We start from the raw sequence: 25,551 nt of genomic DNA, 5'->3' as shown, positions 1-25,551 counted from the left end.
TTTTTGAACAGAAGAAGCAAGGGCAGTTTTTGAGATGAGTTTGACGTCAGATCAGATGGAATTGCGCGAAGACGATATTCGTAAGCATTACCCGGCAGCGACCGCCTTGCTGAACGGGTTCGAGCATGCGCCGCGGATTGCCAAACCGGTTGAGGCGGCGGTCGAGCGGTCCTCGGGCGTGTCGACGGGGCGGCGGTTTCGATCCACCACACCGGGGTTGGTGACTCGGCGTACCGTGCGCGTGGATGGGGTGCATCTGGTCGAGCGGATCGAGGCTGCGGATGATGGCGATGCGTTGGTTTCTCCGCAACAGGCCACGACGCAGCAGGCTGTGCGCCGCGCGATTGCCATCGCCCTGGCCGTGGCCGAGGCTTATGCGGAGCAAACCGCTCTGGCCGATCTGAAGCGCGCCAATCTGGCGGGGGATTTGCCCGCTGCGCGCAAGAGCGAGTTTTCGGAATTGCTGACGGCTGAGGCTTTGATCACGTCCCATACCTTCGGGAATGCGTTGGCCTATCTGATGTCTTCGCATCTGGGCGAGACCTCCGTCGACCTCGGCGAGATCGAAGAGGTCCTGACCGACAATGGTCAGCTTGCGCTGCATGGTGCCCTGTGGGAGCTGGATCAGGTGTTGGCAAAACACGCACCCGATGATGCGCATCTGATCGCGGCCACGAGCGCCTATGCCGAACAACTGATGGACAAGGCCGCCTTGCGCGCGCAGTCCGCGGGCCATATGGCCCCGTTTCAGAACGCCGCCTGGCATATCGAGGCGGATGACTTGACGATCCGGGGGTTCGAACCCGCGTCCAAAGCCAAATCCTCCACCCTGACCATGACGTTCAAGAAACCGAACGAGGTGGTGGGCAACCATATCGCCAAATATCAGGCTATGAAGCTGGCCAAGATGCTGATGGCCTATGATTTCGACCGCCGCCTGAACCCGTTTGCTGAGCTTGGGGGGTTCATCTTTACATTCATGGGCGATGGTAAACCGGGTACCGGCAAGACCACCTTGATCCAGATGATGGCGGGGTTGATCAACGACTATTGCCAGAACGCAGGCTATCCGTTCCGCTATCAAAACCTGAGCACCGACAATATCGACAGCTATCAGGGCAAATCCGGCCAGAACGCAAAGGCGTTTATCAACACGATCATCGACCCCTCGGTCATCGGTTTCGGCACCATCGACGACATCGACCAACTGGCGGGCAAACGCGGCGACCGGCAGTCCTCGGCCGGGCAGTTGGAAATCACCGCGGTGCTGATGGAGAGCTTTGCGGGCGCCAATACCGTCGTGCGCGGCAACTGCACCTTTGGCATGTTCTCGAACTACCCCGAGAATGTGGACGACGCCCTGCGCCAGCGGGCGGGCGCGCGGTTCCTGGTGGACGGGCCGCAAACGCGCGAGGATTACATCGACATCCTGCACCTGCTGATGGGCCGCAACCACGACATCCCGCTGGGCGAGCACGACGCCTATGCCGCGCAGGAGATCAAAAAGGCCGTTGCCGCCAGTTTCGAAAGCCACTCCCGTCCGCATGAGGATGCTCTGCTGCAGGTCTATGACCGGGTGTCCGGCGAGGTCGGCCAGATGGATACCATCGCCAAGCTGGGCACCTACCTCAAGGCGATCCAACAGGCGGACGAACGCTTCACCGGTCGCGCGATCAAGAACATCACCGACGCGATCAAGGTCCGCGCGATGGATTTCGAACTACCCGATGAGTGGATGGAGAACCCCGACCTGTTCCTGTTCCGCGACTACGACACCAAGAAGGCGATGATCGAGGACCTGCGTCAGCCGATTACGGTGGAAATGGTGATCCAAGAGATCAACCGCTACGCCGACAGCGAGTTCCGCTATGCCGACAAGAGCGATGAGGTCGCCATCGAGAACGCGGTGCGTGAGATGGGCCGGATGGAAGAGGCCAAGCGGCGGTATTTGGAGGGGAAGGGGTGAACCGAATAGCAGTCTGGGTGATTTACGCCTATTTTTGGTGGACGCTTCACGACAAGGACGACAAATTCGTTTACAGGTACTCCCGACGCTACTGGGCGACTGTCGATAGTCTTATTAAATTTGGGCTTGCTGCGACGTTGGTATTTATAGTCATTGTTGTCGCTTTCGCAGTGGACGACACATGCGGCTTTTTTGGTTGCGAAACTAGATTTGCTTCAGTCTTGGATGCTCCTGCAAATGAAATGGGTGACACTCTTGCTGGGCTGGCGAGCGGCCTAGCATTCCTCTGGATCATCGTAACTGTAATGCTCCAAAGCAAAGAACTCGCTGCGCAACGACAGGAATTGAGATTGACGCGGCGAGAGTCTGCCAAAATGGCAGCAGCATTGGAGGCGCAGGCAAAAATCTTCGAAGACGAGCAACAGGCCCGCAAAGAAGAGAGGACAAGGAAGGTACTGTACAAATTGGTCGAGCAATCTGCGGATATGATTGAACGACTTCCGTTTCGTGACCTGTATTGGGAGGCTAAACTAACAAATCCTGTTGTAGATGACCAACGCGCAGCTGCGATACTCCGTATTTCCAGAGAGACTTCAGATCCGGTTGAGCTAGTCAAGAGCTTCAACCTTTCCTGCGTGGACGTCTGCAAGGACATTTTTTCAAGTTTCGATCTAGACACAATCGAGACTAGCGCTGAATACGATGAAAAATACAGTGATATTCTAAGTGTTTATAGGCAGATCGAAGAACTTAAACCTGATCTCTCGCAAGCAGAGTGCATACAGTTGGAAATACTGCATTTTGATGCTGCTATGATGGCGTTCTCTGATCTTCTTTCAGAAGACAGCCTTTGGAATAATCGCCCATGATCCGCCTCATCGAAAAAGGCCTGATGTTTGGCAATCTCGTCCACATCTCCAGCCCGGCTCTGGTCGAGCGGTATAACCGCGCGTTGCAGCATCTGGCGGGCAAGGCCACTCAGCTGACGGATTTCCACGTGGATATCTCGGGCTATTCCCCAGAGATCGGGCAGGAATTGGACGACCCGCTCTACCTCAATCCAAACGGGGTGAACCGGCAGTTCATCCTGCTGACGACCGAGCAGAAACGCGCGCCTTTGCTGAACGTCAAATTCTCGACCTCGCGCGACATTCTGCGCGAGTTTATCGAGATGAACGAGGCGCAGTTGTTCGCCCTGACCGCCACCGATGCCGTGGCCGGAGAGCTGGTGAACTCGGTCTTCAAACTCAGCACGCCCAATGATCTGCTGAACCTGCGCAAGATTGAGATCGAGGCCGATACGGTCGGCGGCACCTTGCGCAAGGCTGAACAGCTTGCGGGTTTGGTCGAACGGTTCAAGACCGAACAGGACGCCTGGTTCGATGATGTTCTGATTGCCGAGATGATCGATACCGCCAAAGACACCGGTGACGTCACCCGCAACCCGGTTCGGCTGCGCCACACAGCCTTTGAGCAGCCGAATTTCTGGACCGCGCATTATGGCGGGCTTTACCTTTTTCCGGACCTCGACCATCCGGCGGCGATCTGTATGGGTGATACGCCTGACGATCTGTCGATGAAGTATGTGTTCCACAAATCGCAGCGCAATCAGATCGCCAAGTTTCTGGGCTACAACAATCTTGTCGAAACGGTCATCGAGGCGCGCGGCGTGGATTCCGCCGCCATTCTGCAACAAAAGATGGATTTTCTGACCGTGGCGGCGGCTGCGGGTTCAGGGGTTGATCTGACAGGGTTGGAGCGCCGCGACATGCGTCGTCTGGCCCGAAACCACGCCGACCACCTGCCCGAGGCCTATCTCGGGTTGGCGCAATTGCTGCGCTGGGCGACCGATGGCGGGCCGTGGCCGCGAATCACTTCGGACCATCCGGCCTATTTCTACACCCTGCGCGCAAAGGACACCCCGCATCGGGATCTGGTGAATATGCTGCTGGCCGAATTGGCCCCGTTAGACCCGCGCCAGTTGTTCATCTGCCACAAGGAATTGTTCTACAGCACCTACAAAACCTGGCCTGAGAACAAGAAAACCTATGTTGCCGACTTTCTCGCGCGCGAGTATCAGGTGGACAAGGCCGGGGCTCGCGCCGCCTTGTTTGGGCATGAGCCCGACATGAGCGGCCAGGACCGGGTCAGTGAGGCGGTGATTGCGCGGGTCGGCCCCTGGGGCGCATTGGAGAGAGGGTGAATGTTCGTCGCGATACGATTTCTGATCCCCCTGTTGATTGTCCTGACCGTGATCTATGTTGGGCTGTCGATCTATTCCCGTCTGGTGCGTCGCCGCAAGCTGATTGCCCATTGGGAAAAGAAAGGGTTGCGCGGTGATCGTGACGCATTTCTTGAACGTGGGATGCGGCAGTATGACAACTCGTTTCGCAAGAAACTGTTGTTGGGTGTCTACGTCATCCCGCTTGGGGCGATTGCCCTGTTGATCTATATAACAAATTTCATGTGAGGACCGGATAGATGGTCTATGTCAAATGGGCGTTCATCATTGTGTTCTGGGGGCTGATTGCCTCGGTTTTGGAATACACTCTGCCACAACAGGATGTGGTGCGTATCGTGAAGACCGAGGTGCGGCGCGTCGATTTCGGTGAGAATTCGATCTTTTGGGCGCAGCAGGACACCGGGCAAGAAGGTGCGCAGACCGTCAACCGCGACGTGCGCTTTGTCGAAACCTTCCGCCCCAACGGCAAGCCGCGCGTCTATCGCAACGAAGATACCGGTTGGGGCTGGCCACCCTATTTCAAGTTGGATAGTTCCAACTTGCAGGCCGAGTTGACCAACCTTGTTTCGACAGCAGACAACCCGCAATGGGTGGTTTTGCGCCACTATGGCTGGCGCAATCAGCTGATGTCGATCTTTCCCAACGCTGTTTCCGTACGCCCCGTCGACAGCCCGGATGTGCGCCTGATCCCCTGGTTCAACATCATTTTTCTGACGGTGCTCGCAGCGCTGATCTGGGCCATTTGGGTGCGCTGGCGACGCTTCCGCGCGGCGCGGGTCGATCCGGTGATCGAGAATGTTGAGGATGGGCTCTACGCTGCCGGCGACGCGATCGGCGAACAAAGCAGCCGTTTCAAAAAGTGGCTGAATACCTGGAAATCGAAGTAACGTATTCCAGATACCGGGTCTGCTGCCATTCTTTGCCGAAGCAGACCCTTGTACATCTAGCGAACGACAAATTCCGCGTGGAGCGCCCCAGCGGCTTTGATTGTCTTGAGGATGTCGATCATGTCACGCGGCGACACACCAAGCGCGTTCAGGCCGGCGACAACCTCGGACAAGGTTGTCGCCTCGGGAATTTCGGCCAATCCCGTGCCTTCTTCCTCTTCGATCCCGGCGATCGTGCGGGGCACCACAACAGTTTCTCCCCGGGCAAATGGGTTGGGTTGTATCGCAATTGGGGCTTCCTCGACCGTTAGGGTCAGGTTTCCTTGCGAGACTGCGACGCGCGAAATGCGCACCTCTTGTCCCATTACGATTGTGCCTGACCTTTGATCAACGACCACGCGGGCTTTTGTTTCGGGCTCGACCAGGATGTTCTCGATCCGGCCAATCGCGTGTGCTGTTGATATAGCCTGAGTGGCGGCGATGTTCAGCTCAACGGTGCCCGAATCCCGCATGATGGCAACAGGTCGGTTGAATTCGGTATTGATTGCCACTTCGATCCGGCCTGCGGTGGTGAAATCCGGTTCGCGCAGGGCCAATCGCATCTGTGTCAGGGTCGACAGATCAAAGTCGATTTCCCGTTCCACCCGCGCACCCGAAGGGATCACGCCCGCGGTCGGCACGCCTTGCACCACGGTTGCGGCCTGACCTTCAGCCGAGGCACCGCCCGCAAGTACTGTACCCTGCGCGACCGCATAGATCTGCCCGTCGGCGGCGTTCAGCGGGGTCATGATCAATGTCCCACCCAACAGGCTGCTGGAATCCCCTATGGCAGAGACTGTCACGTCAATCTGCCCACCTACCCGCGCAAATGGCGGCAGGCTGGCTGTCACCAGCACAGCCGCTACGTTTTTGGGACGAAAATCTTCACCGGTGACGTTCACGCCCAGCCGTTCCAGAATGTTCGACATGATCTCTTCGGTGAACGGCGAGTTGCGCAGCCCATCCCCGGTTCCGTTCAGCCCGACCACAAGACCATAACCGACCAGATCGTTGCCGCGCACTCCGTCGAAATCCACCAGGTCTTTCAGGCGGATTGCCCCCGCAGATGCCAGGCTGGGCAGCAACATTAAAAGGAAAACAAGAACTCTCATCTCAGGAAATTTACCAGTGACAGATTTGCATTGCGGACGGTGACGGAATACAGGCTTTCCAACTGGAACTGGACTGTTTGCAGCTGTGCCGCCGTTTCATAGGGGTCTGCGGCGATCAGTTTGTTGCGGCTGTATTCCAGACTGGTCCGGGCGGCATTGTTGCGTGTGGCGGCTTGTTCAATCCGCGCCTCGGCCACACCGACCCTGGCCCGTAGATTGACGGTTTCGTTCTGGGTATTGGCCAGATCAACCCCGAGTTGCTTGAAGAGATCTGTTCGTTGATCCCGTGGAATTCCCAAGGCAGGGTCGGCGACAGCCGCCGCAACAGCGATATCGCGCAAGGCCGCCTTGAGCGCAGGATCGGTTGCCGTCACCGGGACTCTGACGCTTTCTGATTCCGATATTTGCATTGGGGACAGCGTCGTTGCAGAGCCCTGATAGATCACCGCATCAAAACCTGCCGGATCGTTGAACCAATCCTCGGCGCGTTGACGGATATCGGCCACTGTAACCGCCCCGGTTAGCTCGGTCTTGAGCGCGGCCAGCAGGGTTTGCGCCGGCGGCAAAGGAGAGACATCGGTCGCCGTTCCGGAAAACAGGCTGCGCCCGCCCGCCCGCGTGTTCAGCGCAGAAATAACCGTGTCCAACTCATTCTGCGCCTGAACCGAGGCGTTTTCGTGGGTCACGGCCTGGTTGGATGTTCCGAATGACAGCAGAGATGCAGTGATTTCCGAGACGGAATGGTCAACGGTTGTCAGGCTCAGCTGCATGGCATCGGTGAACAACCCGGCCTCGGACGTGGCGACCTGAAAGGCATCAAGTCGGGCAAGGCTGCGATCCAGATCCAAGAGATGCGAATAATCTCCGTCCAAACGGCCCGATACATCCTGCACTTTGCCGGTGGCCATTTCGTAGGACAGTGTTTCGATCTGGTTTTTGATGTCGGTCGCGCGAGTTTTCAACGTCAAACCCCGCGCCAGATCTCCGATAGACGTCAGACTCATTCTTACAACCTCAACAGGGTTTCCATCAGCTCATCCACTACCGAGATCAGCCGCGCATTGGCGGCGTAGGTCTGCTCGATCTGGATGAGGCGCTGTAATTCCTGATCCGTGTCGACGCCCTGCTCGGCTTCGATCCGGGTCATCTCTTCTTGCGTGCTGTTGGCGAAAACCAGACGCTGATTGGCCGTATGCGCGTCGGCCCCGGTTTTGGACATCAGCGCTTCGGTCAAGTCCGAGGCGCGCATATCTCCGGTGCCGAAAACCGGGTTTGCAACCGGCCGGGCCGCACTGAGGATGGCGCTGAACGCACGCAATCGCGCGGCATCCCCCGGATCACCCGGAGCCGCCGCCCCAAGCCCCGCGCGCAGCCGCCAGCTTTGGCCGCCCGCATCAGGATCGACGATTTGGTTCAGACTGATTCGCGACGCAAGTCCAGCCGGAGCAGCCGGGTCAAACCGATTGCCTGCATCCGTAAACACCCCTGCGTAAGTTGGGAGGGCGGTGGGGTCCAGCCCCGGTGTTTCGAACCGGTCGATCAGGTCTTGGGCCACCGTGTCCAGATTGGACTGAACCTCAACTGCAAGCGCGTCGCGGATATGGAACTGCGCGGCCAGTGCGCCGCCTCGGATCTGCGCGTTGTCGCCTAATGTTCGAACCGAGTTACCGTTTAGTGTCAGACCCGAAAGCAGCCCGTTGTCGACGGTCATATGGGGCTTGGTGTCACCGGTCGTGGTGTAAGAGAACTCGGCCGCGCTGCCCTCTAAGAGGATCAAGCCGCCGTCAGAATAGATCGATACCTGATCATTCGCGCGCGGCACGACGTTGACGGGTAAGATCTGGTTCACCTGATCAATCAGTACTTGGCGCTGATCCAGAAGCGCGCCGATGTCGCCCCCCGAATATTTCACGGCGGGGATTTTGGCGTTGATCTCTTCCAGATCTTTGAGTGTCTGATTCAGGCTGTCCACCTGTTTGCCGATTGCGCGATCGGCGTCCGATCGCATCTGACGCAACCCTTCCGAGGTCGCGTTCAATTTGTCTGCAAGATGGCGCCCCGTACGCGCCACCTGATCCAACCGTTCGGACGAATCAGGTAGGCTGGCGGCGGTAATCAGACTGCCGTCGAAATCGGCAAGCCTAGCCGCAAGCGAGGTCGAATCTTCGGGTCCGCCCACCAGACGTTCGAGTTGAGTATGAAACCCCGAAACAGCTGTTTGAAGGGAAAGATCCGCGTCCGCGCTTCGCCTATTGGCCGTCAGGACCGGGTCCTGGTGCCGAACCACGCCGACACTCCGAACGCCGTGGCCGGAAATCGTGTTGGTCGTCAGTTCCAGCGACCTGCGCGCGTATCCCGGTGTCAGCGCATTGGCGATGTTGCCGGAGACAACTGCGGCGCCGCGGCTGGCGGCGGTCAGGCCGCCGATGGCGTTGTTCAAGGCTGTCGACATGTTCATGAGACAGATCCCCCTGGGTTATCGTTTGATATTGGTGGTTTCCTGAAGCATCTCATCCACCGTCTGGATCACCTTGGCACTTGAGGAATAAGCCCTTTGCGTCTGGATCATCGAGGTTAGTTCGGTCGCCACATCTGTCGTGGATTCCTCGCGCGCGAATGAGACCAGATCGCCGGTGGGACCCTCGCCCGCGTTCCACAGGAAAAAGGTCCCGCTTTCGCGTGAGGGCGCGTAGGTCTGGCTGTCTAGTGCCGTCAGCCCGTTCGGGTTGGGCACATCCGCCAGCGGGATCTGGAACATGCGGCGACTGACGCCCGTGTCATAAAACGCGTAGACATATCCGTTCTCGTCAACCTGAACGCTGGTCATCGTTCCAACCGCCGAGCCATCGCGGGTGATCGAGACCGGAGCAAACGTATCCGACAACTGCGTGATGCCATCGGCGTCGCCAATCTGACCGATATTGACCTCCATAGGCCCCCCTGCCACGTTCACCATCAGGCTGCCTGTCGCCGGGTCATACGCCCCACCGGACACCGCCGTGACGCTGGCCAGAGTCCCGCCCGCCGTACGGCTGTCGGTGAAGGTCAGGGAGTATTCCCCGACAATTGCACCGCCCGATGCCGAATCGCGCAGGATCATGGTCCATTCATTACTGCTGCCCGCAGCGGGAACGGTTGGGACCAGCTCAATATCCACGCTTTCCGATTTTCCCAGATTGTCGAAATATTCGACCGACAGGGGCTGAGTGTCCCCCGGCGCCCCGGCATCCGTGGCCGTGGCGGGCAGGTTCATACGCAGGTTCATCTGTGTGGTCGGCGCACCGGACAGTTGGTTGACGCTCAGCTGGATCGGTTCCAGCGCGGCGGGCGTGTCGCGCGGTACAGCCGGGATAGTGCCATCTGGATTGGCGCGCCAGCCCAGCAGCACCAGTCCGGATTCCGTGACCAGATACCCTTCTTCGTTGGTGCGAAACGAGCCCGTAGTGGTCAGCAACATCTCATTCGAGCCACTCGCGATTTGCGAGCTGGGCCGCACCGGCAGCATCCCACGCCCGCGTACGGCCAGATCGGTCGAATTGTTGGTGGTCACAAGCGAGCCGCGCTGGTCGATCAGACGCTGGCTGGTGGTGCGGACACCCCCCGCGGAATAGCTGCCCCCCTGACCGGACGTGACCATGGAATGAAAATCCGTCTCGACCCGTTTGTACCCGAAAGTCGATGAGTTCGCGATGTTGTCGGAAATGGTCGCCAGCCGGTTGGCATTGGCCTTCAATGCGGCCACACCGGCATTCAGCGAAGAAGAAATAGTCATTGGCACGCCCTTCTGTTGCGTCAATTCTTGATGCAACAGCTAACGCGCTGGGCCTTAACAGCGCGCTAACAGGTAAAATGCGTCCTACCTTTTGCGGTCAAGGATTGCGTAGAAAGATGACCTCAACCCTGTTATTGCGCACGGCCATCGGGTTTTTGGCCGTCAGTTCTCGGTCAGCATGTCCCGTGACGCGATCCAGTCGAGACGGCGTAACCCCTTTATCCTGCAGCATTTGCCGCACTTTCTGAGCGCGCGCGGTTGATACGTCCCAGGCCGGGTTCTGTGCCAGAACCACGGGCGAGGCGCGCACATGCCCTTCGACGGCCACCGCATTTGTCACCAGGTCCGAGGACCGCGCCACCAAAAGTGCCAGCGCCCGCATCATCGCCGTTGGTGTGTCACTATCCGATTCGAACAGGGGCTGGTCTTCGGTATCGAACAGCTCGACCACAAGACCTTCGTCAGTGACGCGCGTGACGATGTGCTGCAAGACCTTGTTCGAGACCATGCTTTCGCCTGTCCGCCCCATCAGTTCGGCCTCAAGCGTGGTGAAATCCTGAACCTCGCGCTCGCCGCCATCTGCACTGACCCCGATGGAACCCTGCGCCTGCCTTGCTTCGGTCGGTCTGCGTTGACTGGCGCCAGAGCCGCTCATGGCCAGGGTCTTCTCCGAGAACATATTGTCGCCACCAAAGGCCCCGCTACCTCCACCCGAAACCGGGTTCACCGGGATCGTCGGCGAAAAATAGTCCGCCAGCCCTTTGCGTTGTTTTTCCGTCGTTGCATTCAGCAGCCACATCAACATAAAGAACGCCATCATGGCCGTGACAAAGTCGGCATATGCGACTTTCCACGCGCCACCGTGGTGACCATCGCCACCTGACACACGTTTCTTCTTGATGATGATTGGCGCCGCATTGGATTGCGCACCCATCTCCACCACCTTTTCTATCACCCGACTACAGGGGTAGCCGGGCAGGTCTTAAGGTGGGCTTAACACTTAAAACTGTTCGGATTTCACTGTCGCGCCAGCGTGGACCCGGCCCGTCGCAGGATCAGCTGCAGGTGGTTGAAGCTGTTCTTGATTCCATCTGATTCAGATTTAGCAAAGAAAGCATCCAGTTCCTCATGCACCCGCACGGCCTGATCCAGCAGCGGGTCCGCGCCCTCGGAATACAGCCCCGCCTTGATCATCACCTCGGATTGTTCATAGCTGCCGACCAGCTTGCGGGCCTCGGCGATCATTCGGTTTTCATCTTGGGTCGCCGCACCCGGAAGGCTGCGCGAGACCGAGCGGCTGAGGTCGATGGCCGGGAATCGCCCGCGCTCGGCAATTTCGCGGCTCAGGACAATATGGCCGTCCAGCACGCCGCGCAGAATGTCGGCCACGGGTTCATCCATATCCGATCCGGCCACCAGAACACTGAACACGGCGGTGATATCGCCCTGATCCGCCGTCCCCGGTCCGGCGCGTTCGCACAGACCGGCGATCAGCGGCGTGACCGACGGAGGGAAACCGCGAAGGGACGGGGATTCGCCCATGGCGACGGCGATTTCGCGATGCGCCTCGGCAAAGCGAGTGACCGAATCGGCCAGAAACAGCACGTTCAGCCCCTGATCGCGCAGATATTCAGCCACCGACATCGCCGACCAGGCGCAGCGTCGGCGGGCCAGCGCGGACTGATCCGAGGTCGCGGCCACCACAACCGACCGTTTCATCCCCTCGGCCCCCAGCGCGTGTTCGACGAATTCATTCACCTCGCGCCCGCGTTCACCAACCAATGCGACGACAACGGCATCCGCCTGCATCGACTTGGCCAGCGTGGCCAACAGCGTCGACTTGCCCACGCCCGAACCCGCGAACAACCCCACGCGCTGCCCTTGTACCACCGGCAGCATGGTGTTGAGCATGGCCAGCCCGGTCTCCATCCGCGTGCCCAGCGGTTTGCGGGCGACGGCAGCGGGCGGGGCCTGCATGATGTCGCGATCCTGTGTGCCGGGCAGCAGAGGCTTGCCATCCAGTGGTTTCCCGAACGGATCAACCACCCGTCCAAGCCAATGCATCCCCGGCGCAAACTCAGGCGTCTGCTCTAGAATCACCCGGTCGCCCAGACAAACACCATCGGGCGCGGACGCGGGCATCATATGAATCAAATCCGATTCGACATGCAGCACCTCCCCGCCCAGATCCGGACTGCTGCGTCGCCGAAGGGTCAGGTGGTCGCCGATCCGTGCCTGCCCTTCAAGCCCTTGAATTTCAACAACTCCGCGCGCCACGCTGGACACACGCCCCATATGGCGCACAGCGGAAAGACGGTCGAATTCGCATTTTAGAAAGCTTGGGTCGAGATCGGACATCGTGGGTTCTCCAACGGGTTTCTGAAAACGGTTTCTAAAGGAATCGGGGTTAAGCCTTGATTGAAATTGATCGAGGGAGAAGCCCCGATGTTCTATGACCTGAACGTCTTTAAGACAGCGCACGCAATGGCAACCCATGCCGGGCAACGGCAGGCCGTAATTGCGCGTAACATGGCCAATGCGGATACGCCGGGCTACCAGCCCCGTGATCTTGAGGCCTTTCAAAAAGCATTTGAAATGACCGGGCGCGGGGCTGCGATGACCGCAACGCGCGCCGGGCATTTGAACGGCAACAACGCGTCGCAGCCCTGGGCCGAATACGACGTCGCGCCTTCGGGTGATCCCAATGGCAATGGTGTGTCTGTCGAGGAAGAGATGTTCAAGGCGGTCGAGGTCAAGCGCCAGCATGACCGCGCGCTGACCATCTACAAATCCTCGATGAACATCCTGCGCACCAGCCTCGGTCGGTCATAAGGAGGCAACCAGATGAGTGATTTTTCCCATTCCCTTGCCGCCTCGACCAGCGCCCTGCGCGCGCAATCGGCGCGTCTGCGACATGTGTCTGAGAACATCTCGAACGCCGATACGCCGGGGTATCGCCGCAAGACTGTAGCGTTCGAAACCGTGCAAAAAGACGGGCGTGAGGTGGTACAGGCCGGGCGGGTCAAGCTGGACCGCCGCGACGGGTCACGTGTTTACGACCCCGGTCATCCGATGGCGGATGAGACCGGCCATTATCGCGGATCAAATGTCGATCTGATGATCGAGATCGCAGACGCGCGCGAGGCGCAGCGCAGTTACGAAGCCAATCTCAAGATGTTCGACCAGACACGTCAGATGTCGTCGAGCCTGATGGAACTCCTCAGAAAATAAAGGACGCCAGAATGGATATCCGAGCCCTGAATGCCGCACAGAACTATGCCGGCGCGCGCCCCGCAACGCAGGCCGATCCCGATCACGCCGGAATGGCGCAGGGGTTGCGCAGCACGTTTCAGGATTTTGCCGCAACGCTGAAACAGTCCGAGGCCATCTCGCAGACCGCGATGACCGGCCAGGCTGATCCGCACGCGCTGGTGCAGGCGCTGGCGCAGACCGAACTGGCGGTCGAGACGGCCGTGGTCGTGCGCAACAAAGTGGTCGAGGCCTATCAGGAAATCCTGCGGATGCCGGTCTGACGCGATGCTCAGCGAAGGTCTGTTCTATGACATCGTGCGTCAGGCGCTGTGGGTCGCGGTGATCACCTCGGTCCCGATCCTGGCTGTGGCGCTGGTTTCGGGCCTGATCGTGGGCCTGTTCCAGGCGCTGACCTCGGTGCAGGAGATGACGCTGACCTTCGTGCCCAAGCTGATCGCCATCGTCATCGTGTTCTGGATTTCCATGGGGTTCATGACCCAGACGCTGGTGACGTTTTTCACCACAACCCTCGTCCCGCTGATCGCCGGAGGTCGCTGATGGATACCGCCTATACCACCTTGTCCCGCCAGTCGGGGCTGATGAACGAAATGCGGCTGGTGGCGAACAATATCGCAAATGCCAACACCACCGGATACCGCGCGCAAGGCTTGGTGTTTTCCGAATTCGTGCGCGACATGCCCGGCAATCCGTCCTTGTCAATGGCGCGGGCCGAGGTGCGCAACACGTCATTGCAGCAAGGGGTTCTGACTGAGACTGGAGGCGATTTTGATTTCGCCATCGAAGGCGATGGATTCTTCATGGTCGAAACTCCGGCCGGCAATCGATTGACACGGGCAGGGGCGTTCTCGCCAAGCGCCGAGGGATATTTGGTCACGATGGATGGCCACCGTGTGCTGGATAGCAACGGCGCGCCGGTTTTTGTAGCCCCCGACGCGGCCTCGATCGACGTGGGCAGCGACGGCACACTCAGTATTGAGGGGCAATTGCTGGGGCAGCTTGGTGTCTATCGGGTCGAAGATCCCAAGACCCTGGTGCGCGAAGGTAGCACGCAGTTCCGTAGCGAAGGCGACGTAGTGCCGATCGAAGAGCCGGTGATCGTTCATCGCTTTCTCGAAGGGTCCAACGTCAACGCGATCGAACAGGTGACACGGCTGGTCGAAATCCAGCGCGCCTATGAGCTGGGCCAGAGCTTTCTTGAAACCGAAGACGAACGGGTGCGTGGCGCGCTCAAGGCGCTGATGCGCTGACTTTAGAACGGAGGATTTGACATGCGGGCATTGAAAATCGCAGCGACGGGTATGACCGCGCAGCAGATGCGGGTTGAGACGATCTCGAATAACCTCGCGAATATGAACACCACCGGCTACAACGCGCGGCGGGCTGAATTTGCCGATCTGCACTATCAGCAGATGGCGCGGGCCGGGTCGGTGAATGCCAATGACGGCACGGTTTTGCCGACGGGTATTCAGTTGGGGCTTGGCGTCCGACCCGCTGCCGTAACGGTGCAACTTGCGCAAGGTGCGTTGTCGGCGACGGGCAGCGATCTGGATGTGGCGATCGAAGGGCGTGGCTATCTGGAGGTGACGTTGCCCAACGGTCAGTCCGCCTTTACCCGCGACGGAAGCCTGAAGCGATCTGCCGAGGGTCTGATTGTCACCTCGGACGGGTTCGCCGTTGCGCCCGAGATTACAATCCCCGACGACGCGCGCTCAATCTCAATCAACGCAGCGGGCGAGGTCTATGCCTATTTCGACGATGCCGCCGAAGGGCAGTTGCTGGGTGAATTCGCCCTGGCAAGTTTTTCAAATGCCAAAGGCTTAGAGGCCATCGGCAGCAACCTGTTCAAAGAAACCGAAGCTTCGGGCGCACCAGTTGTCGGATCTCCGGGCGAGGATGGCCTGGGCACGCTGCGACAGGGCTATCTTGAGGACAGTTCCGTCGACGCCGTGCGCGAGGTCACCGAACTGATCGAAGCCCAGCGGGGATACGAGATGAACGCCAAGGTGATCTCGGCCGTCGATCAGATGATGGGCGCAACCACACAGGTGCGTTGATGCGGGTGCTGTTTTTAACACTTGTGATGGCAGGACCTTGCGCGGCGATGGCCGATATTGTGGTCCCGATCCGTACGATCCGCGCGAAAGAGATCATCGCGCCCACTGATCTGGCCACCAAGGAACAGGACATACCCGGCGCGATTTCCAACCCGGACGTGCTGGTTGGGCAGGAGGCACGCGTGGCGCTCTATCCCGGCCGCCCTATTCGCGTGGGTGACTTCGGACCGCCCGCAATCGTCGACCGCAATGATCTGGTGGTTCTGATTTTTGATCGCCAGCCGCTGTCGATCACTGCCGAAGGGCGCGCGTTGGGTCGCGGGGCAGTCGGCGATCGCATTCGGGTGATGAACCTGTCGTCGCGAACCACCGTGACCGGCTTTATCCGAACCGACGGACAAATCGAGGTAAAATGATGCCAGTATATACCAAATCACTCCTACTGGGCGCGTTGGTTCTGACCGCCTGTGGCCGCGTCGATCACCTGGGTAAACCCCCCAGCTTCACACCCAATGAGGATTCGCCCGAACATGTCGCCATGCTATGGCCCGGTCTGCCGCTGCATACGCAGCCCCAACGCGCGGTCGATCAATCGTCGCTGTGGACGGGTGGGCAGCAATCGCTGCTGGGCGATCAGCGGGCGATCAAGAAAGGCGATATCCTGACGGTCGTGATCGAGCTGGATGAAAAAGCCGAGATTTCCAACGACACCAACCGGTCCCGCGCGGGATCCGAAAGCCTTTCGGTGCCCGGTCTGTTCGGGCTGCCGCAAAGAGCGGCAGAGCAACTGCCCGAAGGCGCCTCTTTGGATGAGGCGGTGTCGATTGATTCAGCCTCCAACAGTCGCGGCAAAGGGTCGGTAAAGCGCAAAGAGAAACTGACGCTGCGCGTTGCAGCAACCGTGATTGATGTGCTGCCCAATGGCGTATTGGCGATCTCGGGTTCGCAGGAATTACGGGTGAATTTCGAACTGCGCGAGCTGCTGGTAACCGGCTATGTGCGCCCGCAGGATATCTCGCGCCAGAACGAAATCACGTATGACAAGATTGCCTCTGCGCGGGTGTCCTATGGGGGGCGCGGTCAGATTACCGATGTGCAGCAGCCGCGCTATGGGCAGCAGGTTCTAGACACTCTTCTACCGTTTTGAGGGTTGATTGATGAAAAAACTGATCCCCGTTTTGTTTCTGTTGGCAGGCCTTGGCGTAGGTGTCGGGGCCGGGCTTTTCCTGGCCCCATCCGACGCGCCCGCACAAGAGGGCAAGGAATATGCGTCCGCGGAAAAGGAGCCCAAGGACAAAAAGGCCAAAGATGAGAAACCCAAACCGAAGTTCAAAACGTCGGAGAAAGACGACAAGAGCAGCGATGTGGAATATCTGAAACTGACCAAACAGTTTGTGATACCAGTTGTTGAAGCCGAGCGCATTTCGGCCATGGTAACGATGTCCGTTAGCCTTGAGGCTAAACCGGGCATGACCGACACTTTCTATGCCATAGAGCCGAAATTGCGCGACCGCTTCCTGCAAGTTCTGTTCGATCACGCGAACACAGGTGGGTTTGACGGCAATTTCACCACTTCGGAAAATCTGGACACGCTGCGTAAGTCCTTGTTGGAAGTGGCGCAGAAAGACCTGGGCAAGGAAATCTCGAACGTGATGATCCTGAGCGTGAACCGGCAGGATGCCTGAGCGCATTAAGGTATCTGTTTCTTCTGCAAAGCGCGGCGTCGGTTTTCCGTTTCGATATCAGACAGCCGGGTAACCGCCTGCTGGCGCCCAAACGCGGATCGCAACGCGTCCAGAGCTGCAAGCTTTTGCGATCTCACCCGCGCCAGTTCCATGTTCAACTGACGACGGGTATTGGATTCCCACCCATGCCACAGGATATCTGTTCCGGTGACACGATATCCTTCGGTGTCGTTGGTATCCCGGCGCGTTTGCCGAACTTGACCGTCCAATCGTGCCAGCTGGTTTTGGATACGGATCTCGGCCTGCAAGATGGGTGCCAGGGCTTGATGCTCTTTCTGGAAAAGTGCGTCTGTGGCTATTTGCAAGTTTGAAAGCTTTTGGCGTTTCATCAAATCTGCCCTTTTGCTTTTTTGCGCATTGCCTCGGCAAACCGAATAGCCGCAGCGACGGGTTTATAATGTTCCTCTGCAATCTCCTGCCCGATCTCGACGGTCGCGTGCAGCGCGCGCGCGGTTGGCGGGTCCGAGTGTATTGGAACGCCCGCTGTTCCAGCCGCCGATCGAATGGCGGCTGCCACCTCGTCCACGCCCTTGGCAACACAGACCGGGGCCGAGCCGGCGGCCCGCGACCACTTTAGCGCGACTGCAAAATGGGTTGGGTTGACAACAACCACATCTGCCTTGGGCACGTCCGCCATCATCTGATTTGTCGCGATCTCTTGCGCGCGCTGGCGGCGCTGCTGTTTGACATGCGGATCGCCCTCGGCGTCCTTGGTTTCGTCCTGAATTTCTTTGCGTGACATCCGGTTTTTGCGGATATGCTCGGCATATTGCCAAAGGTAATCCACCGCTCCGATCGCGAGAGCCACGGCGACGACGATAAACAGGAACCGAAACAACAAATTCATCATCAAAAGCAAAGATGCCTTGGCCGGTGCCGCGCTGGCTGACAGGATCTGGTCCAGATTGGCGCGCAGAAACAGGGCCAGGCACGTTCCATAGATCACCAGTTTCACAAAGCTCTTGGCAAATTCGAACAGACCGCCACGCCCGAACTTGTTCTTGGCGTTGGATGGGATCGAAATACGCGAGAGTTTGGGCTTCAGCTTGCTGGGCGCAAAAATCAGGGCCCGCTGGGCAATCAGGCTGAGCAATACGGCCGCGGCGGGCAAGGCGAACAGGATGGACATCGCCACCAGAGCGGTTTGTAGTAGCCCAGCGACCGGATTGACGGCTGGACCCTCGATCAACAATTCTGACAAGTCGCTGGCTTGATCGACCAGAACGACAAACAGTGTCCCCATTTGCTGGACGCCATAACTGCCTGCGGACAGCAGAGCCACCAGTAACCCCGAATAGGCCGCGACAACCGACAGGTCGTTAGACTTGGCAACTTCGCCCTTCTCGCGTGCTTTCTGAAGCTTCTGTGGCGTTGGCTCGAATGACTTGTCACTGTCGTCATCACTGCTCATCTGCTGGCTCCGACCGGGTTGACGATGAAGGAAAACAGCGCGTCGGCCCAGACCGACAAAATCAAAGGCGTGCCGGCAAACAACAGGAACAGACCGGCAAAGGTAATCGCGGGGGCGCCGACAAAAGCCACCATAAGCTGTGGCATGGCTCGGTTGATCACGCCAAGCGCGAGGTTATAGATCAATGATGCGATGACGAAGGGCATGGCGAGGCTGAACGCAAGGCTGAAACTGCGCGCGATCCGCTGCACGCCCCATTCCGACAGGTCCGAGGCTGCCGGGGCCACGCCCATCGGAAACAGCGTGTAGCTTAGGATCAGGAATTGCGCGACGTGAACATGCAGCCCCAGCAATACAGCCAGGGTCAGGCCGGCCAGGGTGAGCATGTAGCCCATAGCCGGAACCGGGTCAGCGGCCGCGCCACCCAGGATCTGGGACAGAGAGGTCGCTTGCGCGGCGATAGAGCCGGCGGTTTGCAGGGCCAGCACGAAAAGTCGCAACCCCAGCCCCAGTGCCACGCCGACCAATATCTCGGTCACGATAAGCCGTACCATCGGCAGTAGGCCGGGGGACGGGATTGGTGCCGGGGTGGCAGGCAGGATGATCAGTGTGAACGCCACCGAGATGCCCAGTTTCACGCGGGTCGGAATGCTGCGCTCGCCAAATGCGGGCAGCAGAGAAACCAGTGCAGAGACACGCAGTAAGACGGCAAAGAGGTGCCACAGCCCATCCCCCAATTGGGGTAGAAGCTCGGGCGGCAGGGCGATCACGCGGGCACCGTTCCGACCAGGGCAGGGCGTGCTTCCAGTCCGATTTCCTCGAACGAGAGGACCGGGTTCGCGACGCCGCGCGCGTGCATGATCGTGCGCAACAATCGCCGTCGCCGGGTCGAAGTCACAACCGCCGGAAACAGCCCATGATCGGCCGATTGTGACACCGTGTTAACGACTCCATCGGCTAGTTTGTTGAACAGGTTCGGCGGCAGCGCGACGTCCAGCCCCGCATTTGGCGCGTCGATCTGGTAGGTCGAAAACGTATCCTCCCATTCCGGGGCCAGTTGGATAAGTGGGATCGAGCCATCCTCGCGCTTCATCTCGGCCACCAGTTGGAAGCCCAAGCGCTGACGGACCAGTTCGCAGATACCTTCAGGCTGTGTCGTGGTCAGGCGCACCTCGGCCACGCTTTCCAAGATCAGGGCCATGTTGCGGATCGAAACACGCTCATCCAGCAGCAGCCGCAACACCGCATGTAGCGTGTCGATCGGCACTTTGTCGGGGATCAACTCGTCCAGCAGCTTGCGGTTGGCCTCGGCCCGGATGGGATCGCTGAGCTTGGTCATCTCGGCCAGCAGCCGGCGCAGAGATTTCAATGTCAGCAGGCGCGAGAAGTTCTGTTTGATGATCTCAAGCAGGTGCGTGGCGAGGATCTCGGGGGGCGAGACGATGGTGGCCCCGCTCATCGCCGCAGCCTCTTGATCTTTGGGCAGAATCCAGCGGGCAGGGGCGCCATAGACGGGTTCGGTCACGTCGGTGCCGTCGGGTAGCAAATCACGGTCGTCCTGCACCAGCGCCAGCACCAGATCAGGGTTCAACTCGCCACGCGCCTGTTCAACCCCGTGGACCTTGACCACATATGTGCCCATGGGCAGATCGGCGCGGTCGGTCAGGCGGATGTCTGGCAGGATCAGACCAAAGGTCGAGGCCACATAGGTCCGCATATTGGCGATCCGGGCATCCAACCCGGTGCCGGGGTTCAGCACCATGCTGACCAGATCCGGCGCAAATTCCAGATGCACGTCGTCCAGATCCAGAATGTCTCCAATCGCCTGAGAAACCGGCGTGTCGTCGGTGGTCGCTGGGCTGATGGCGGCGTCGGCCTCGGCCTTTTGTTTGCGGTGCACGCTGTAGGCCGCATAGCCTAGTACACCTGCCCCAAGGATGAAGGGCAGGAAGGGCAGACCCGGCACCAAAGCAAACAGCACCATCAACATCGCTACCGTCCCCAGCGCCGCCGGATGCTTCCCCAGTTGTGAGAAAATAGCGTTGTCCGTGGCCCCCTGCGTACCGCCACGCGCCAGCAGCAGCGCCGAAGCGATCGAGATGATCACGGCTGGGATTTGCGACACCAACCCGTCGCCCACGGTCAGGATGGCATAGGTTTCAAACGCCGAGGATATCGGCATCCCATGCACAATCACTCCCATGATCAGGCCCATCACGAGGTTCAGCAGTGTGATCAGCAGACCAGCAACCGCATCGCCTTTGACGAATTTCGAAGCACCGTCGAGCGAGCCGAAGAATGTCGTCTCTTGCTGTTCGCGCTCGCGCCGTTCCTTGGCTTGCTGGTGGTCGATGGCTCCGGCGGACATGTCGCTGTCAATGGCCAGCTGTTTGCCCGGCATTCCGTCCAGGGCAAAGCGCGCACCGACCTCGGCCATGCGGGCAGCGCCCTTGGTGATGACCATGAAGTTCACGATCAGCAGTACGCCGAACACCACCAGCCCCAGAAAGATGCTGCCGCCCATGACGAAATTGGCGAATCCCTCGATCACGTCCCCGGCGGCGCTGGGGCCGGTGTGCCCCTGACCGATGATCAGCTTGGTTGACGACACGTTCAGCGACAGCCGCAGCATCAGTGAGGCCAGCAGGATCGTGGGGAAGGATGAGAAATCCAATGGCCGTTCGATGAACAGGGTCAGAGTGAAGATCAGGATCGCCAGCGCGAAAGACGCCGCCAGACCTACATCCAGCACCCAGGCGGGCATCGGCAGGATCATCATCACGATGACCGTCATCAGCGCCAGCGCCAGCAGGACGGTGGGCGAGAACAGGGAACGAGGGTCGATCTTGGGCACGCGACCCTCCTAGTTGAATGGGATGAAGGCGGTGGCGGTTCCGGTCGCAGGAACCAGCGAGCCAAGTGCAGTGCCGCGCGTTTGGTCGGTGTCCTGCGGGATCAGCGGCGCAGCCGCCCCGGTGAACGGGTCTCGCGCCGCCAGAGGCGTGTCGATAACCTGCTCTAACCCGGCCAGAACGCGCCGGAATCGGCCAGAATAGGCCTGTGCCAGATCCGGCGTGCGCGAGTGATAGGCCCCGGCGGCAGCGGTCCATGACCCAAGCTCGGCATGCAGTTTTTTCAGGAACCGGGCGGCGTATTGTGCGTTTTCGAGTGGGTCGAACATCGCGTCGATCGACCGAAAAGCCTTACCGTGCCACCGGTAGTTGATCTGAAAGCAGCCGACATCAAAGCTGCGTTTGCCTGCTTTGAAGATGTTGAAAAGATAGGTTTTCGCCTCGTATTCCGAAGTAAACCAGAACCCCTTGCCCTCAACATTGATGGTCCAAGGCCATGGGGCAAGCTGGCCGTCCACCGCACGGCCTGTTTCGACCCGCGATATGGCGCGCAGCACGTCCAGCGGCACGTCATGCGCCTGTGCCGCGCGTCGGGCGGCATGGTCGCAGATCCCGGCAGTGCGGGCATCTGGCGCGGCGGCTAGCGATTGCGCGACGAAAAGCGCGACAACCAGTCCTGAGATGAAACGATGGGGCATTCTGCCGGTCCGGGATTCTGATCAGTCCCGGCCAAGCTAGTCCTGCTTAGGTTTACAGAGGGTTATCGGCCAATCAGATTCGATCAATCCGCCGCCCGAACACGACGCTGGTATTGGTGCGCAGAACGCCGGGGATTTTGGCCAGCTCATCCACCAGAATGTCCAAATCTTCCAATCTTGGGGCTTCGGCGGATAGCAACAGGTCGAACTCTCCGTTAATGGACAGGCACAGTTTGACCTCGGGGTAGGCCTCGAGCCGCTTGATGATGCGCGTGGTTTCCTTTTGCTGCACCTCCAGCAGGACAACGACCTGTACGCGGGGGCTGTCTTCGGGTGTAGTCAGTACGACGGAGTAACCCGCGATCACGCCGCGCTCTTCCATGCGGTTGATCCGCTCGTGCACGGTGGTGCGGGCTACGCCCAGCTTGGCCGCGATCTTGGTGGTCGACTCGCGGGCATTGTGTTGCAGGGCGGCGATGATGCGGCGGTCCAGTTGATCCATGACGCCAGATGTAGTGCAAGGGCGGGCAGAGGCTCAAGGCTTGTTATGGGGCGCACGGGTCAGGGACCGGGGCCACAGAAAGCCCATAAACCCGATCCCCCAGGCCGCCGCAAAGGTCATCCAGGCAAAGGTTTGGGTTGTGCCCTTGTCTGTCATCAGCCAGCCCGCAAGGGGATAGAGCACCAACCAGCATAGATGCGACAGTGTGAATTGCGCGGCGAAAAGCGCAGGGCGATCCTCAGGCGGGGCCGAGCGGGTCAGTAAGCGGCCTGCCGGGGTCAGCGTTGCCGAATAGCCAAACCCGACGCAGGCCCAGATCAGCGCGAGGCCGGGCAGCGAGATCAGTGACAGCGCCGACATCGCGGCGGCCACGGCCATCGACAACGTGCCAAAGCTCGCGCCGGTCAGCATGACGTCGCGGTCCCGCAGTTTCTCTAACAGGGCGGGCAGGGCAAAAGCGGCCAGCATCGAACCGCCTCCGAACCCGGCCAGAGCCGTTGCCACTGCGCTTTCCGACAGTCCTAGATCGCCGCGCACGATAACCACCGTGTTGACAATAACCGTCGCGCTGAGGGCTGCAGCCGTCCAGTTCAGCGCCAGCAACCCCCTGAGGCGTGGTGTGGCCAAATAAATGCGCAGGCCGCGGGTGGTGCGGTCAAAGATACCGCGGGGTTGTTTGGGTTTGGGCGAGGGCAGGACGACCGAAACCACCAGCAGGGCCGAGGCGACAAAACCAACCCCAGTGCCCCAGAACAGGCTGTCAAAACTGACAATCGTCAGCAAAGCAGCGGCAAGCAGTGGGCTTACGACGCTCTCCAGATCATAGGCCAGCCGGGACAGCGACAGGGCTTTTGTATAGTCGTGCTCATCCGTCAGCACATCCGGTATTGTGGCCTGAAACGCGGGCGTGAACCCGGCCGAGGCCGATTGCAGGACAAAAATCAGCACATAGACCTGCCAGATCTCGGTCACGAAGGGCAAGCAGACAGCCACAGCCGCACGGACCAGATCCAACACCACCAGCATTTTGCGGCGATCGAGCCGCTCGGCCACGGCGGCAGCAATGGGCGCGACCAGCACATAGGCGACCATCTTGATCGTCAGCGCCGTGCCCAGCACCATGCCTGCAGCATTACCTGCAAGATCAAATGCCAGAAGCCCTAGCGCAACCGTCGCCAAACCGGTGCCGGTCAGCGCCACTATCTGGGCGGCCAACAGGTGGCGGTAAACGCGGTTTCGCAAGATGCTCAGCATGGGCCGGGCGGTCCTTTCCAGTGGAAACGGATACTTGGTTGGTTTTCCCAGCCCAGTTTCGGATGGTCAAGAATCGCGTATCTTGATTGCATTCTATGGATGGCGTTGAGTTCACGGGCCAAACCGCCTATCTCGGGGGCGATACCGCACAAAGGAAGACCCCGTGGCGAACCATCTTTATCAAAACGACCTGCCGGACGGGTTGGACCTTGGCCCTGTCGTGGCCATCGACTGCGAAACCATGGGGCTTAACCCGCATCGCGACCGTCTGTGTGTGATCCAGATGTCGGGCGGCGATGGCAACAGCCATATTGTGCAGGTCGCCAAAGGTCAGACCGAGGCCCCAAACCTGTGCGCGATGCTGGAAAACCCCGACGTACTGAAGCTGTTCCATTTCGGTCGCTTCGATATCGCCGCGATGTATCACGCCTTTGGTGCGCTGGCCGCACCTGTCTATTGCACCAAGATCGCCAGCCGTTTGGTGCGCACCTATACCGACCGCCACGGGCTGAAAAACCTGTGCCAGGAACTGATCGGGGTCGATATCTCGAAACAGCAACAGATGAGCGATTGGGGTGCCGAAACCCTGACAGAGGCGCAGCTGGACTATGCGGCTTCGGACGTTTTGTATCTGCACCGTCTGCGCGAGGCGCTGGACGGTCGGCTGGCCCGCGAAGGCCGGACGGAAATGGCCCAGGCCTGTTTTGACTTCTTGCCGATGCGAGCGAAGCTTGACCTCGCCGGTTGGCCCGAAACGGATATTTTTGCGCACTCATGACCGATACAGACGCCTTCCTGAAAACCGCCCGACAGGTGATCACCGACGAAGCCCGCGCGCTGGACGTGCTGGCCGACAGCCTGAACGAAGACTTTGCCGAGGCCGTGCAGCTGATCCTGCAAGCCACAGGCCGCATTATCATCAGCGGCATCGGCAAATCAGGTCATATCGGCCACAAAATCGCGGCAACTTTGGCCAGCACCGGCACGCCCGCCTATTTCGTTCACCCTGCCGAGGCCAGCCATGGCGATCTGGGCATGGTGTCCAAGGGCGACGTTGTTCTGGCTATTTCGAATTCTGGCGAAGCGCCGGAACTGGCAAACTTGCTGGCCTTTACCCGCCGGTTTGGGATTCCGCTGATCGGCCTGTCCAGCAAGCCTGAAAGCACGCTGATGAAACAGGCGGATGTGCACTTGCTGATCCCCTCGATGGGCGAGGCATGTGGGTTTGGCATGGTGCCCTCGATCTCGACCACGCTGACATTGGCGATGGGCGACGCGCTGGCGATCGCGCTGATGAAACATCGCGATTTCAAGCCCGAGGATTTCCGTGCTTTCCACCCCGGAGGCAAGCTGGGTGCGCGGCTCAGCACGGTGCGTGACCTGATGCATACGGGCGAGGCCCTGCCCCTGCTGGCATCCGATGTCGCCATGAGCGATGCGCTGATAGAGATCAGCCAGAAAGGGTTCGGCGTCGCGGGCGTGACAGAAAGCGGTGGCCAGCTTTCGGGGATTATCACCGATGGGGACCTGCGCCGTCACATGGATGGTTTGCTGTCCAAAACAGCCGCGCAGGTGATGACCGAGAACCCGACGACAATCGGACCCGATGCATTGGCTGAAGAAGCCGTGGCGATCATGAATGACCGCAAGATCACCTCGTTGTTTGTGGTCGAACCGGATACGGACGGCCCCGCGCTGGGTCTGCTGCACATTCACGATTGCCTGCGCGTCGGGCTGGGATAAG

29 protein-coding genes are annotated in these 25,551 nt (G+C 59.5%); 16 read left to right on the top strand and 13 right to left on the bottom strand.

The genetic code is table 11. The annotated features are described in order from the left end of the window. Positions 1-34: 34 nt before the first annotated feature. From ACR0C5_RS10180 to ACR0C5_RS10160, 5 genes are read left to right on the top strand one after another with little or no spacing between them, the layout of a single operon-like run. A complete protein-coding gene (locus ACR0C5_RS10180) occupies positions 35-1,966 on the top strand; it encodes an AAA family ATPase (RefSeq protein WP_480876302.1) in 1,932 nt (643 codons plus the stop codon). Further along, positions 1,963-2,835 carry a hypothetical protein gene (locus ACR0C5_RS10175; protein WP_480876301.1) on the top strand — a complete coding sequence of 291 codons (873 nt, stop codon included), beginning with the start codon at positions 1,963-1,965 and terminating at the stop codon, positions 2,833-2,835. The genes ACR0C5_RS10180 and ACR0C5_RS10175 overlap by 4 nt, the downstream gene beginning before the upstream one ends. Further along, the gene (locus tag ACR0C5_RS10170; protein WP_480876299.1) at positions 2,832-4,169 is read left to right on the top strand and encodes a DUF6638 family protein; all 1,338 of its coding nucleotides are present in this window, start codon (positions 2,832-2,834) and stop codon (positions 4,167-4,169) included. The genes ACR0C5_RS10175 and ACR0C5_RS10170 overlap by 4 nt, the downstream gene beginning before the upstream one ends. Continuing rightward, a complete protein-coding gene (locus tag ACR0C5_RS10165; protein ID WP_170790109.1) occupies positions 4,170-4,436 on the top strand; it encodes a hypothetical protein in 267 nt (88 codons plus the stop codon). 11 nt (positions 4,437-4,447) lie between these two features. After that, positions 4,448-5,095 carry a DUF1523 family protein gene (locus tag ACR0C5_RS10160; RefSeq protein WP_480504199.1) on the top strand — a complete coding sequence of 216 codons (648 nt, stop codon included), beginning with the start codon at positions 4,448-4,450 and terminating at the stop codon, positions 5,093-5,095. 56 nt (positions 5,096-5,151) lie between these two features. Here the strand turns inward: ACR0C5_RS10160 and ACR0C5_RS10155 are convergent, their stop codons facing one another. From ACR0C5_RS10155 to ACR0C5_RS10130, 6 genes are all read right to left on the bottom strand, one after another. Next, on the bottom strand, positions 5,152-6,246 hold the full coding sequence (locus tag ACR0C5_RS10155) for a flagellar basal body P-ring protein FlgI (protein ID WP_170771031.1): 1,095 nt from the start codon (positions 6,244-6,246) through the stop codon (positions 5,152-5,154). Continuing rightward, positions 6,243-7,250 carry a flagellin gene (locus tag ACR0C5_RS10150; protein WP_480876297.1) on the bottom strand — a complete coding sequence of 336 codons (1,008 nt, stop codon included), beginning with the start codon at positions 7,248-7,250 and terminating at the stop codon, positions 6,243-6,245. The genes ACR0C5_RS10155 and ACR0C5_RS10150 overlap by 4 nt, the downstream gene beginning before the upstream one ends. 2 nt (positions 7,251-7,252) lie before the next feature. Beyond that, positions 7,253-8,704, bottom strand: coding sequence for a flagellar hook-associated protein FlgK (gene flgK, locus ACR0C5_RS10145; RefSeq protein ID WP_480876295.1), 1,452 nt, complete (start codon positions 8,702-8,704; stop codon positions 7,253-7,255). Between the two features lie 18 nt (positions 8,705-8,722). After that, the gene (locus ACR0C5_RS10140; RefSeq protein WP_480876293.1) at positions 8,723-10,018 is read right to left on the bottom strand and encodes a flagellar hook protein FlgE; all 1,296 of its coding nucleotides are present in this window, start codon (positions 10,016-10,018) and stop codon (positions 8,723-8,725) included. A 97-nt stretch (positions 10,019-10,115) separates the two neighbouring features. Then, positions 10,116-10,952 carry a flagellar motor protein MotB gene (locus tag ACR0C5_RS10135; RefSeq protein ID WP_170790103.1) on the bottom strand — a complete coding sequence of 279 codons (837 nt, stop codon included), beginning with the start codon at positions 10,950-10,952 and terminating at the stop codon, positions 10,116-10,118. An 83-nt stretch (positions 10,953-11,035) separates the two neighbouring features. After that, positions 11,036-12,376, bottom strand: coding sequence for a FliI/YscN family ATPase (locus tag ACR0C5_RS10130; RefSeq protein ID WP_480876291.1), 1,341 nt, complete (start codon positions 12,374-12,376; stop codon positions 11,036-11,038). A gap of 87 nt (positions 12,377-12,463) precedes the next feature. Between ACR0C5_RS10130 and ACR0C5_RS10125 the strand changes: the two genes are divergently transcribed. The 9 genes from ACR0C5_RS10125 to ACR0C5_RS10085 are packed head-to-tail and all read left to right on the top strand — an operon-like array spanning position 12,464 to position 17,030. Continuing rightward, positions 12,464-12,850, top strand: coding sequence for a FlgB family protein (locus tag ACR0C5_RS10125; protein ID WP_170755360.1), 387 nt, complete (start codon positions 12,464-12,466; stop codon positions 12,848-12,850). Positions 12,851-12,862: 12 nt separating this feature from the next. Next, a complete protein-coding gene (flgC, locus tag ACR0C5_RS10120) occupies positions 12,863-13,249 on the top strand; it encodes a flagellar basal body rod protein FlgC (RefSeq protein WP_480876289.1) in 387 nt (128 codons plus the stop codon). Between the two features lie 11 nt (positions 13,250-13,260). Next, positions 13,261-13,551, top strand: a complete 291-nt coding sequence (fliE, locus tag ACR0C5_RS10115; protein WP_180887912.1) for a flagellar hook-basal body complex protein FliE — start codon at positions 13,261-13,263, stop codon at positions 13,549-13,551. A gap of 4 nt (positions 13,552-13,555) precedes the next feature. Beyond that, the gene (locus ACR0C5_RS10110; RefSeq protein WP_170353788.1) at positions 13,556-13,828 is read left to right on the top strand and encodes a flagellar biosynthetic protein FliQ; all 273 of its coding nucleotides are present in this window, start codon (positions 13,556-13,558) and stop codon (positions 13,826-13,828) included. Next, positions 13,828-14,538 (top strand): flagellar hook-basal body complex protein, encoded by a 711-nt coding sequence (locus tag ACR0C5_RS10105; protein ID WP_480876287.1) that lies wholly within the window; start codon positions 13,828-13,830, stop codon positions 14,536-14,538. The genes ACR0C5_RS10110 and ACR0C5_RS10105 overlap by 1 nt, the downstream gene beginning before the upstream one ends. A 21-nt stretch (positions 14,539-14,559) precedes the next feature. Next, the gene (gene flgG, locus ACR0C5_RS10100; RefSeq protein ID WP_480876285.1) at positions 14,560-15,345 is read left to right on the top strand and encodes a flagellar basal-body rod protein FlgG; all 786 of its coding nucleotides are present in this window, start codon (positions 14,560-14,562) and stop codon (positions 15,343-15,345) included. Continuing rightward, positions 15,345-15,761, top strand: coding sequence for a flagellar basal body P-ring formation chaperone FlgA (gene flgA / locus ACR0C5_RS10095; protein WP_480876283.1), 417 nt, complete (start codon positions 15,345-15,347; stop codon positions 15,759-15,761). Before flgG ends, flgA begins: the two co-directional genes overlap by 1 nt. After that, positions 15,761-16,492, top strand: coding sequence for a flagellar basal body L-ring protein FlgH (gene flgH / locus ACR0C5_RS10090; RefSeq protein ID WP_408015519.1), 732 nt, complete (start codon positions 15,761-15,763; stop codon positions 16,490-16,492). Before flgA ends, flgH begins: the two co-directional genes overlap by 1 nt. Positions 16,493-16,502: 10 nt before the next feature. Next, positions 16,503-17,030, top strand: a complete 528-nt coding sequence (locus ACR0C5_RS10085; protein WP_170790096.1) for a flagellar basal body-associated FliL family protein — start codon at positions 16,503-16,505, stop codon at positions 17,028-17,030. 5 nt (positions 17,031-17,035) lie between these two features. Here ACR0C5_RS10085 and ACR0C5_RS10080 read toward each other — a convergent pair whose 3' ends face one another. From ACR0C5_RS10080 to ACR0C5_RS10050, 7 genes are all read right to left on the bottom strand, one after another. Then, a complete protein-coding gene (locus ACR0C5_RS10080) occupies positions 17,036-17,419 on the bottom strand; it encodes a hypothetical protein (protein WP_170790095.1) in 384 nt (127 codons plus the stop codon). Next, on the bottom strand, positions 17,419-18,501 hold the full coding sequence (gene flhB, locus ACR0C5_RS10075) for a flagellar type III secretion system protein FlhB (protein ID WP_480876280.1): 1,083 nt from the start codon (positions 18,499-18,501) through the stop codon (positions 17,419-17,421). The genes ACR0C5_RS10080 and flhB overlap by 1 nt, the downstream gene beginning before the upstream one ends. After that, the gene (locus ACR0C5_RS10070) at positions 18,498-19,271 is read right to left on the bottom strand and encodes a flagellar biosynthetic protein FliR (protein WP_480876278.1); all 774 of its coding nucleotides are present in this window, start codon (positions 19,269-19,271) and stop codon (positions 18,498-18,500) included. Before ACR0C5_RS10070 ends, flhB begins: the two co-directional genes overlap by 4 nt. Then, positions 19,268-21,355, bottom strand: coding sequence for a flagellar biosynthesis protein FlhA (gene flhA / locus ACR0C5_RS10065; protein WP_480876276.1), 2,088 nt, complete (start codon positions 21,353-21,355; stop codon positions 19,268-19,270). Before flhA ends, ACR0C5_RS10070 begins: the two co-directional genes overlap by 4 nt. A gap of 9 nt (positions 21,356-21,364) precedes the next feature. Further along, positions 21,365-22,051, bottom strand: a complete 687-nt coding sequence (locus tag ACR0C5_RS10060) for a lytic transglycosylase domain-containing protein (protein ID WP_480504185.1) — start codon at positions 22,049-22,051, stop codon at positions 21,365-21,367. Between the two features lie 73 nt (positions 22,052-22,124). Then, positions 22,125-22,553 carry an Lrp/AsnC family transcriptional regulator gene (locus ACR0C5_RS10055; protein WP_170770997.1) on the bottom strand — a complete coding sequence of 143 codons (429 nt, stop codon included), beginning with the start codon at positions 22,551-22,553 and terminating at the stop codon, positions 22,125-22,127. A 33-nt stretch (positions 22,554-22,586) separates the two neighbouring features. After that, positions 22,587-23,807 (bottom strand): MFS transporter, encoded by a 1,221-nt coding sequence (locus ACR0C5_RS10050; RefSeq protein WP_480876273.1) that lies wholly within the window; start codon positions 23,805-23,807, stop codon positions 22,587-22,589. Between the two features lie 163 nt (positions 23,808-23,970). On the opposite strand from ACR0C5_RS10050, the gene ACR0C5_RS10045 reads away from it, so the two are divergent. Together ACR0C5_RS10045 and ACR0C5_RS10040 are read left to right on the top strand one after the other, a co-directional pair. Then, complete coding sequence (locus ACR0C5_RS10045; protein WP_170786424.1) at positions 23,971-24,585, top strand: ribonuclease H-like domain-containing protein; 615 nt, start codon at positions 23,971-23,973, stop codon at positions 24,583-24,585. Continuing rightward, positions 24,582-25,550, top strand: coding sequence for a KpsF/GutQ family sugar-phosphate isomerase (locus ACR0C5_RS10040; RefSeq protein ID WP_170770991.1), 969 nt, complete (start codon positions 24,582-24,584; stop codon positions 25,548-25,550). The genes ACR0C5_RS10045 and ACR0C5_RS10040 overlap by 4 nt, the downstream gene beginning before the upstream one ends. Position 25,551 lies beyond the last annotated feature (1 nt).

Source organism: Ruegeria sp. N8, from assembly GCF_056531325.1.
The sequence above is the reverse complement of the archived record's forward strand: the minus strand, read 5'-3'. Positions and strand labels throughout refer to the sequence as shown.

Coding starts and splice junctions, on each gene's coding strand:
- ACR0C5_RS10040 (WP_170770991.1), top strand. CDS start 24,582: ATGACCGATACAGACGCCTTCCTGAAAACCGCCCGACAGGTGATCACC.
- ACR0C5_RS10160 (WP_480504199.1), top strand. CDS start 4,448: ATGGTCTATGTCAAATGGGCGTTCATCATTGTGTTCTGGGGGCTGATT.
- flgK (WP_480876295.1), bottom strand. CDS start 8,704: ATGAACATGTCGACAGCCTTGAACAACGCCATCGGCGGCCTGACCGCC.
- ACR0C5_RS10150 (WP_480876297.1), bottom strand. CDS start 7,250: ATGAGTCTGACGTCTATCGGAGATCTGGCGCGGGGTTTGACGTTGAAA.
- ACR0C5_RS10165 (WP_170790109.1), top strand. CDS start 4,170: ATGTTCGTCGCGATACGATTTCTGATCCCCCTGTTGATTGTCCTGACC.
- flgA (WP_480876283.1), top strand. CDS start 15,345: ATGCGGGTGCTGTTTTTAACACTTGTGATGGCAGGACCTTGCGCGGCG.
- flgH (WP_408015519.1), top strand. CDS start 15,761: ATGCCAGTATATACCAAATCACTCCTACTGGGCGCGTTGGTTCTGACC.
- ACR0C5_RS10050 (WP_480876273.1), bottom strand. CDS start 23,807: ATGCTGAGCATCTTGCGAAACCGCGTTTACCGCCACCTGTTGGCCGCC.
- ACR0C5_RS10135 (WP_170790103.1), bottom strand. CDS start 10,952: ATGGGTGCGCAATCCAATGCGGCGCCAATCATCATCAAGAAGAAACGT.
- ACR0C5_RS10180 (WP_480876302.1), top strand. CDS start 35: ATGAGTTTGACGTCAGATCAGATGGAATTGCGCGAAGACGATATTCGT.
- ACR0C5_RS10055 (WP_170770997.1), bottom strand. CDS start 22,553: ATGGATCAACTGGACCGCCGCATCATCGCCGCCCTGCAACACAATGCC.
- ACR0C5_RS10130 (WP_480876291.1), bottom strand. CDS start 12,376: ATGTCCGATCTCGACCCAAGCTTTCTAAAATGCGAATTCGACCGTCTT.
- flgC (WP_480876289.1), top strand. CDS start 12,863: ATGAGTGATTTTTCCCATTCCCTTGCCGCCTCGACCAGCGCCCTGCGC.
- ACR0C5_RS10080 (WP_170790095.1), bottom strand. CDS start 17,419: ATGAAACGCCAAAAGCTTTCAAACTTGCAAATAGCCACAGACGCACTT.
- ACR0C5_RS10155 (WP_170771031.1), bottom strand. CDS start 6,246: ATGAGAGTTCTTGTTTTCCTTTTAATGTTGCTGCCCAGCCTGGCATCT.
- flgG (WP_480876285.1), top strand. CDS start 14,560: ATGCGGGCATTGAAAATCGCAGCGACGGGTATGACCGCGCAGCAGATG.
- flhB (WP_480876280.1), bottom strand. CDS start 18,501: ATGAGCAGTGATGACGACAGTGACAAGTCATTCGAGCCAACGCCACAG.
- ACR0C5_RS10125 (WP_170755360.1), top strand. CDS start 12,464: ATGTTCTATGACCTGAACGTCTTTAAGACAGCGCACGCAATGGCAACC.
- fliE (WP_180887912.1), top strand. CDS start 13,261: ATGGATATCCGAGCCCTGAATGCCGCACAGAACTATGCCGGCGCGCGC.
- ACR0C5_RS10105 (WP_480876287.1), top strand. CDS start 13,828: ATGGATACCGCCTATACCACCTTGTCCCGCCAGTCGGGGCTGATGAAC.
- ACR0C5_RS10060 (WP_480504185.1), bottom strand. CDS start 22,051: ATGCCCCATCGTTTCATCTCAGGACTGGTTGTCGCGCTTTTCGTCGCG.
- ACR0C5_RS10140 (WP_480876293.1), bottom strand. CDS start 10,018: ATGACTATTTCTTCTTCGCTGAATGCCGGTGTGGCCGCATTGAAGGCC.
- ACR0C5_RS10110 (WP_170353788.1), top strand. CDS start 13,556: ATGCTCAGCGAAGGTCTGTTCTATGACATCGTGCGTCAGGCGCTGTGG.
- ACR0C5_RS10085 (WP_170790096.1), top strand. CDS start 16,503: ATGAAAAAACTGATCCCCGTTTTGTTTCTGTTGGCAGGCCTTGGCGTA.
- ACR0C5_RS10170 (WP_480876299.1), top strand. CDS start 2,832: ATGATCCGCCTCATCGAAAAAGGCCTGATGTTTGGCAATCTCGTCCAC.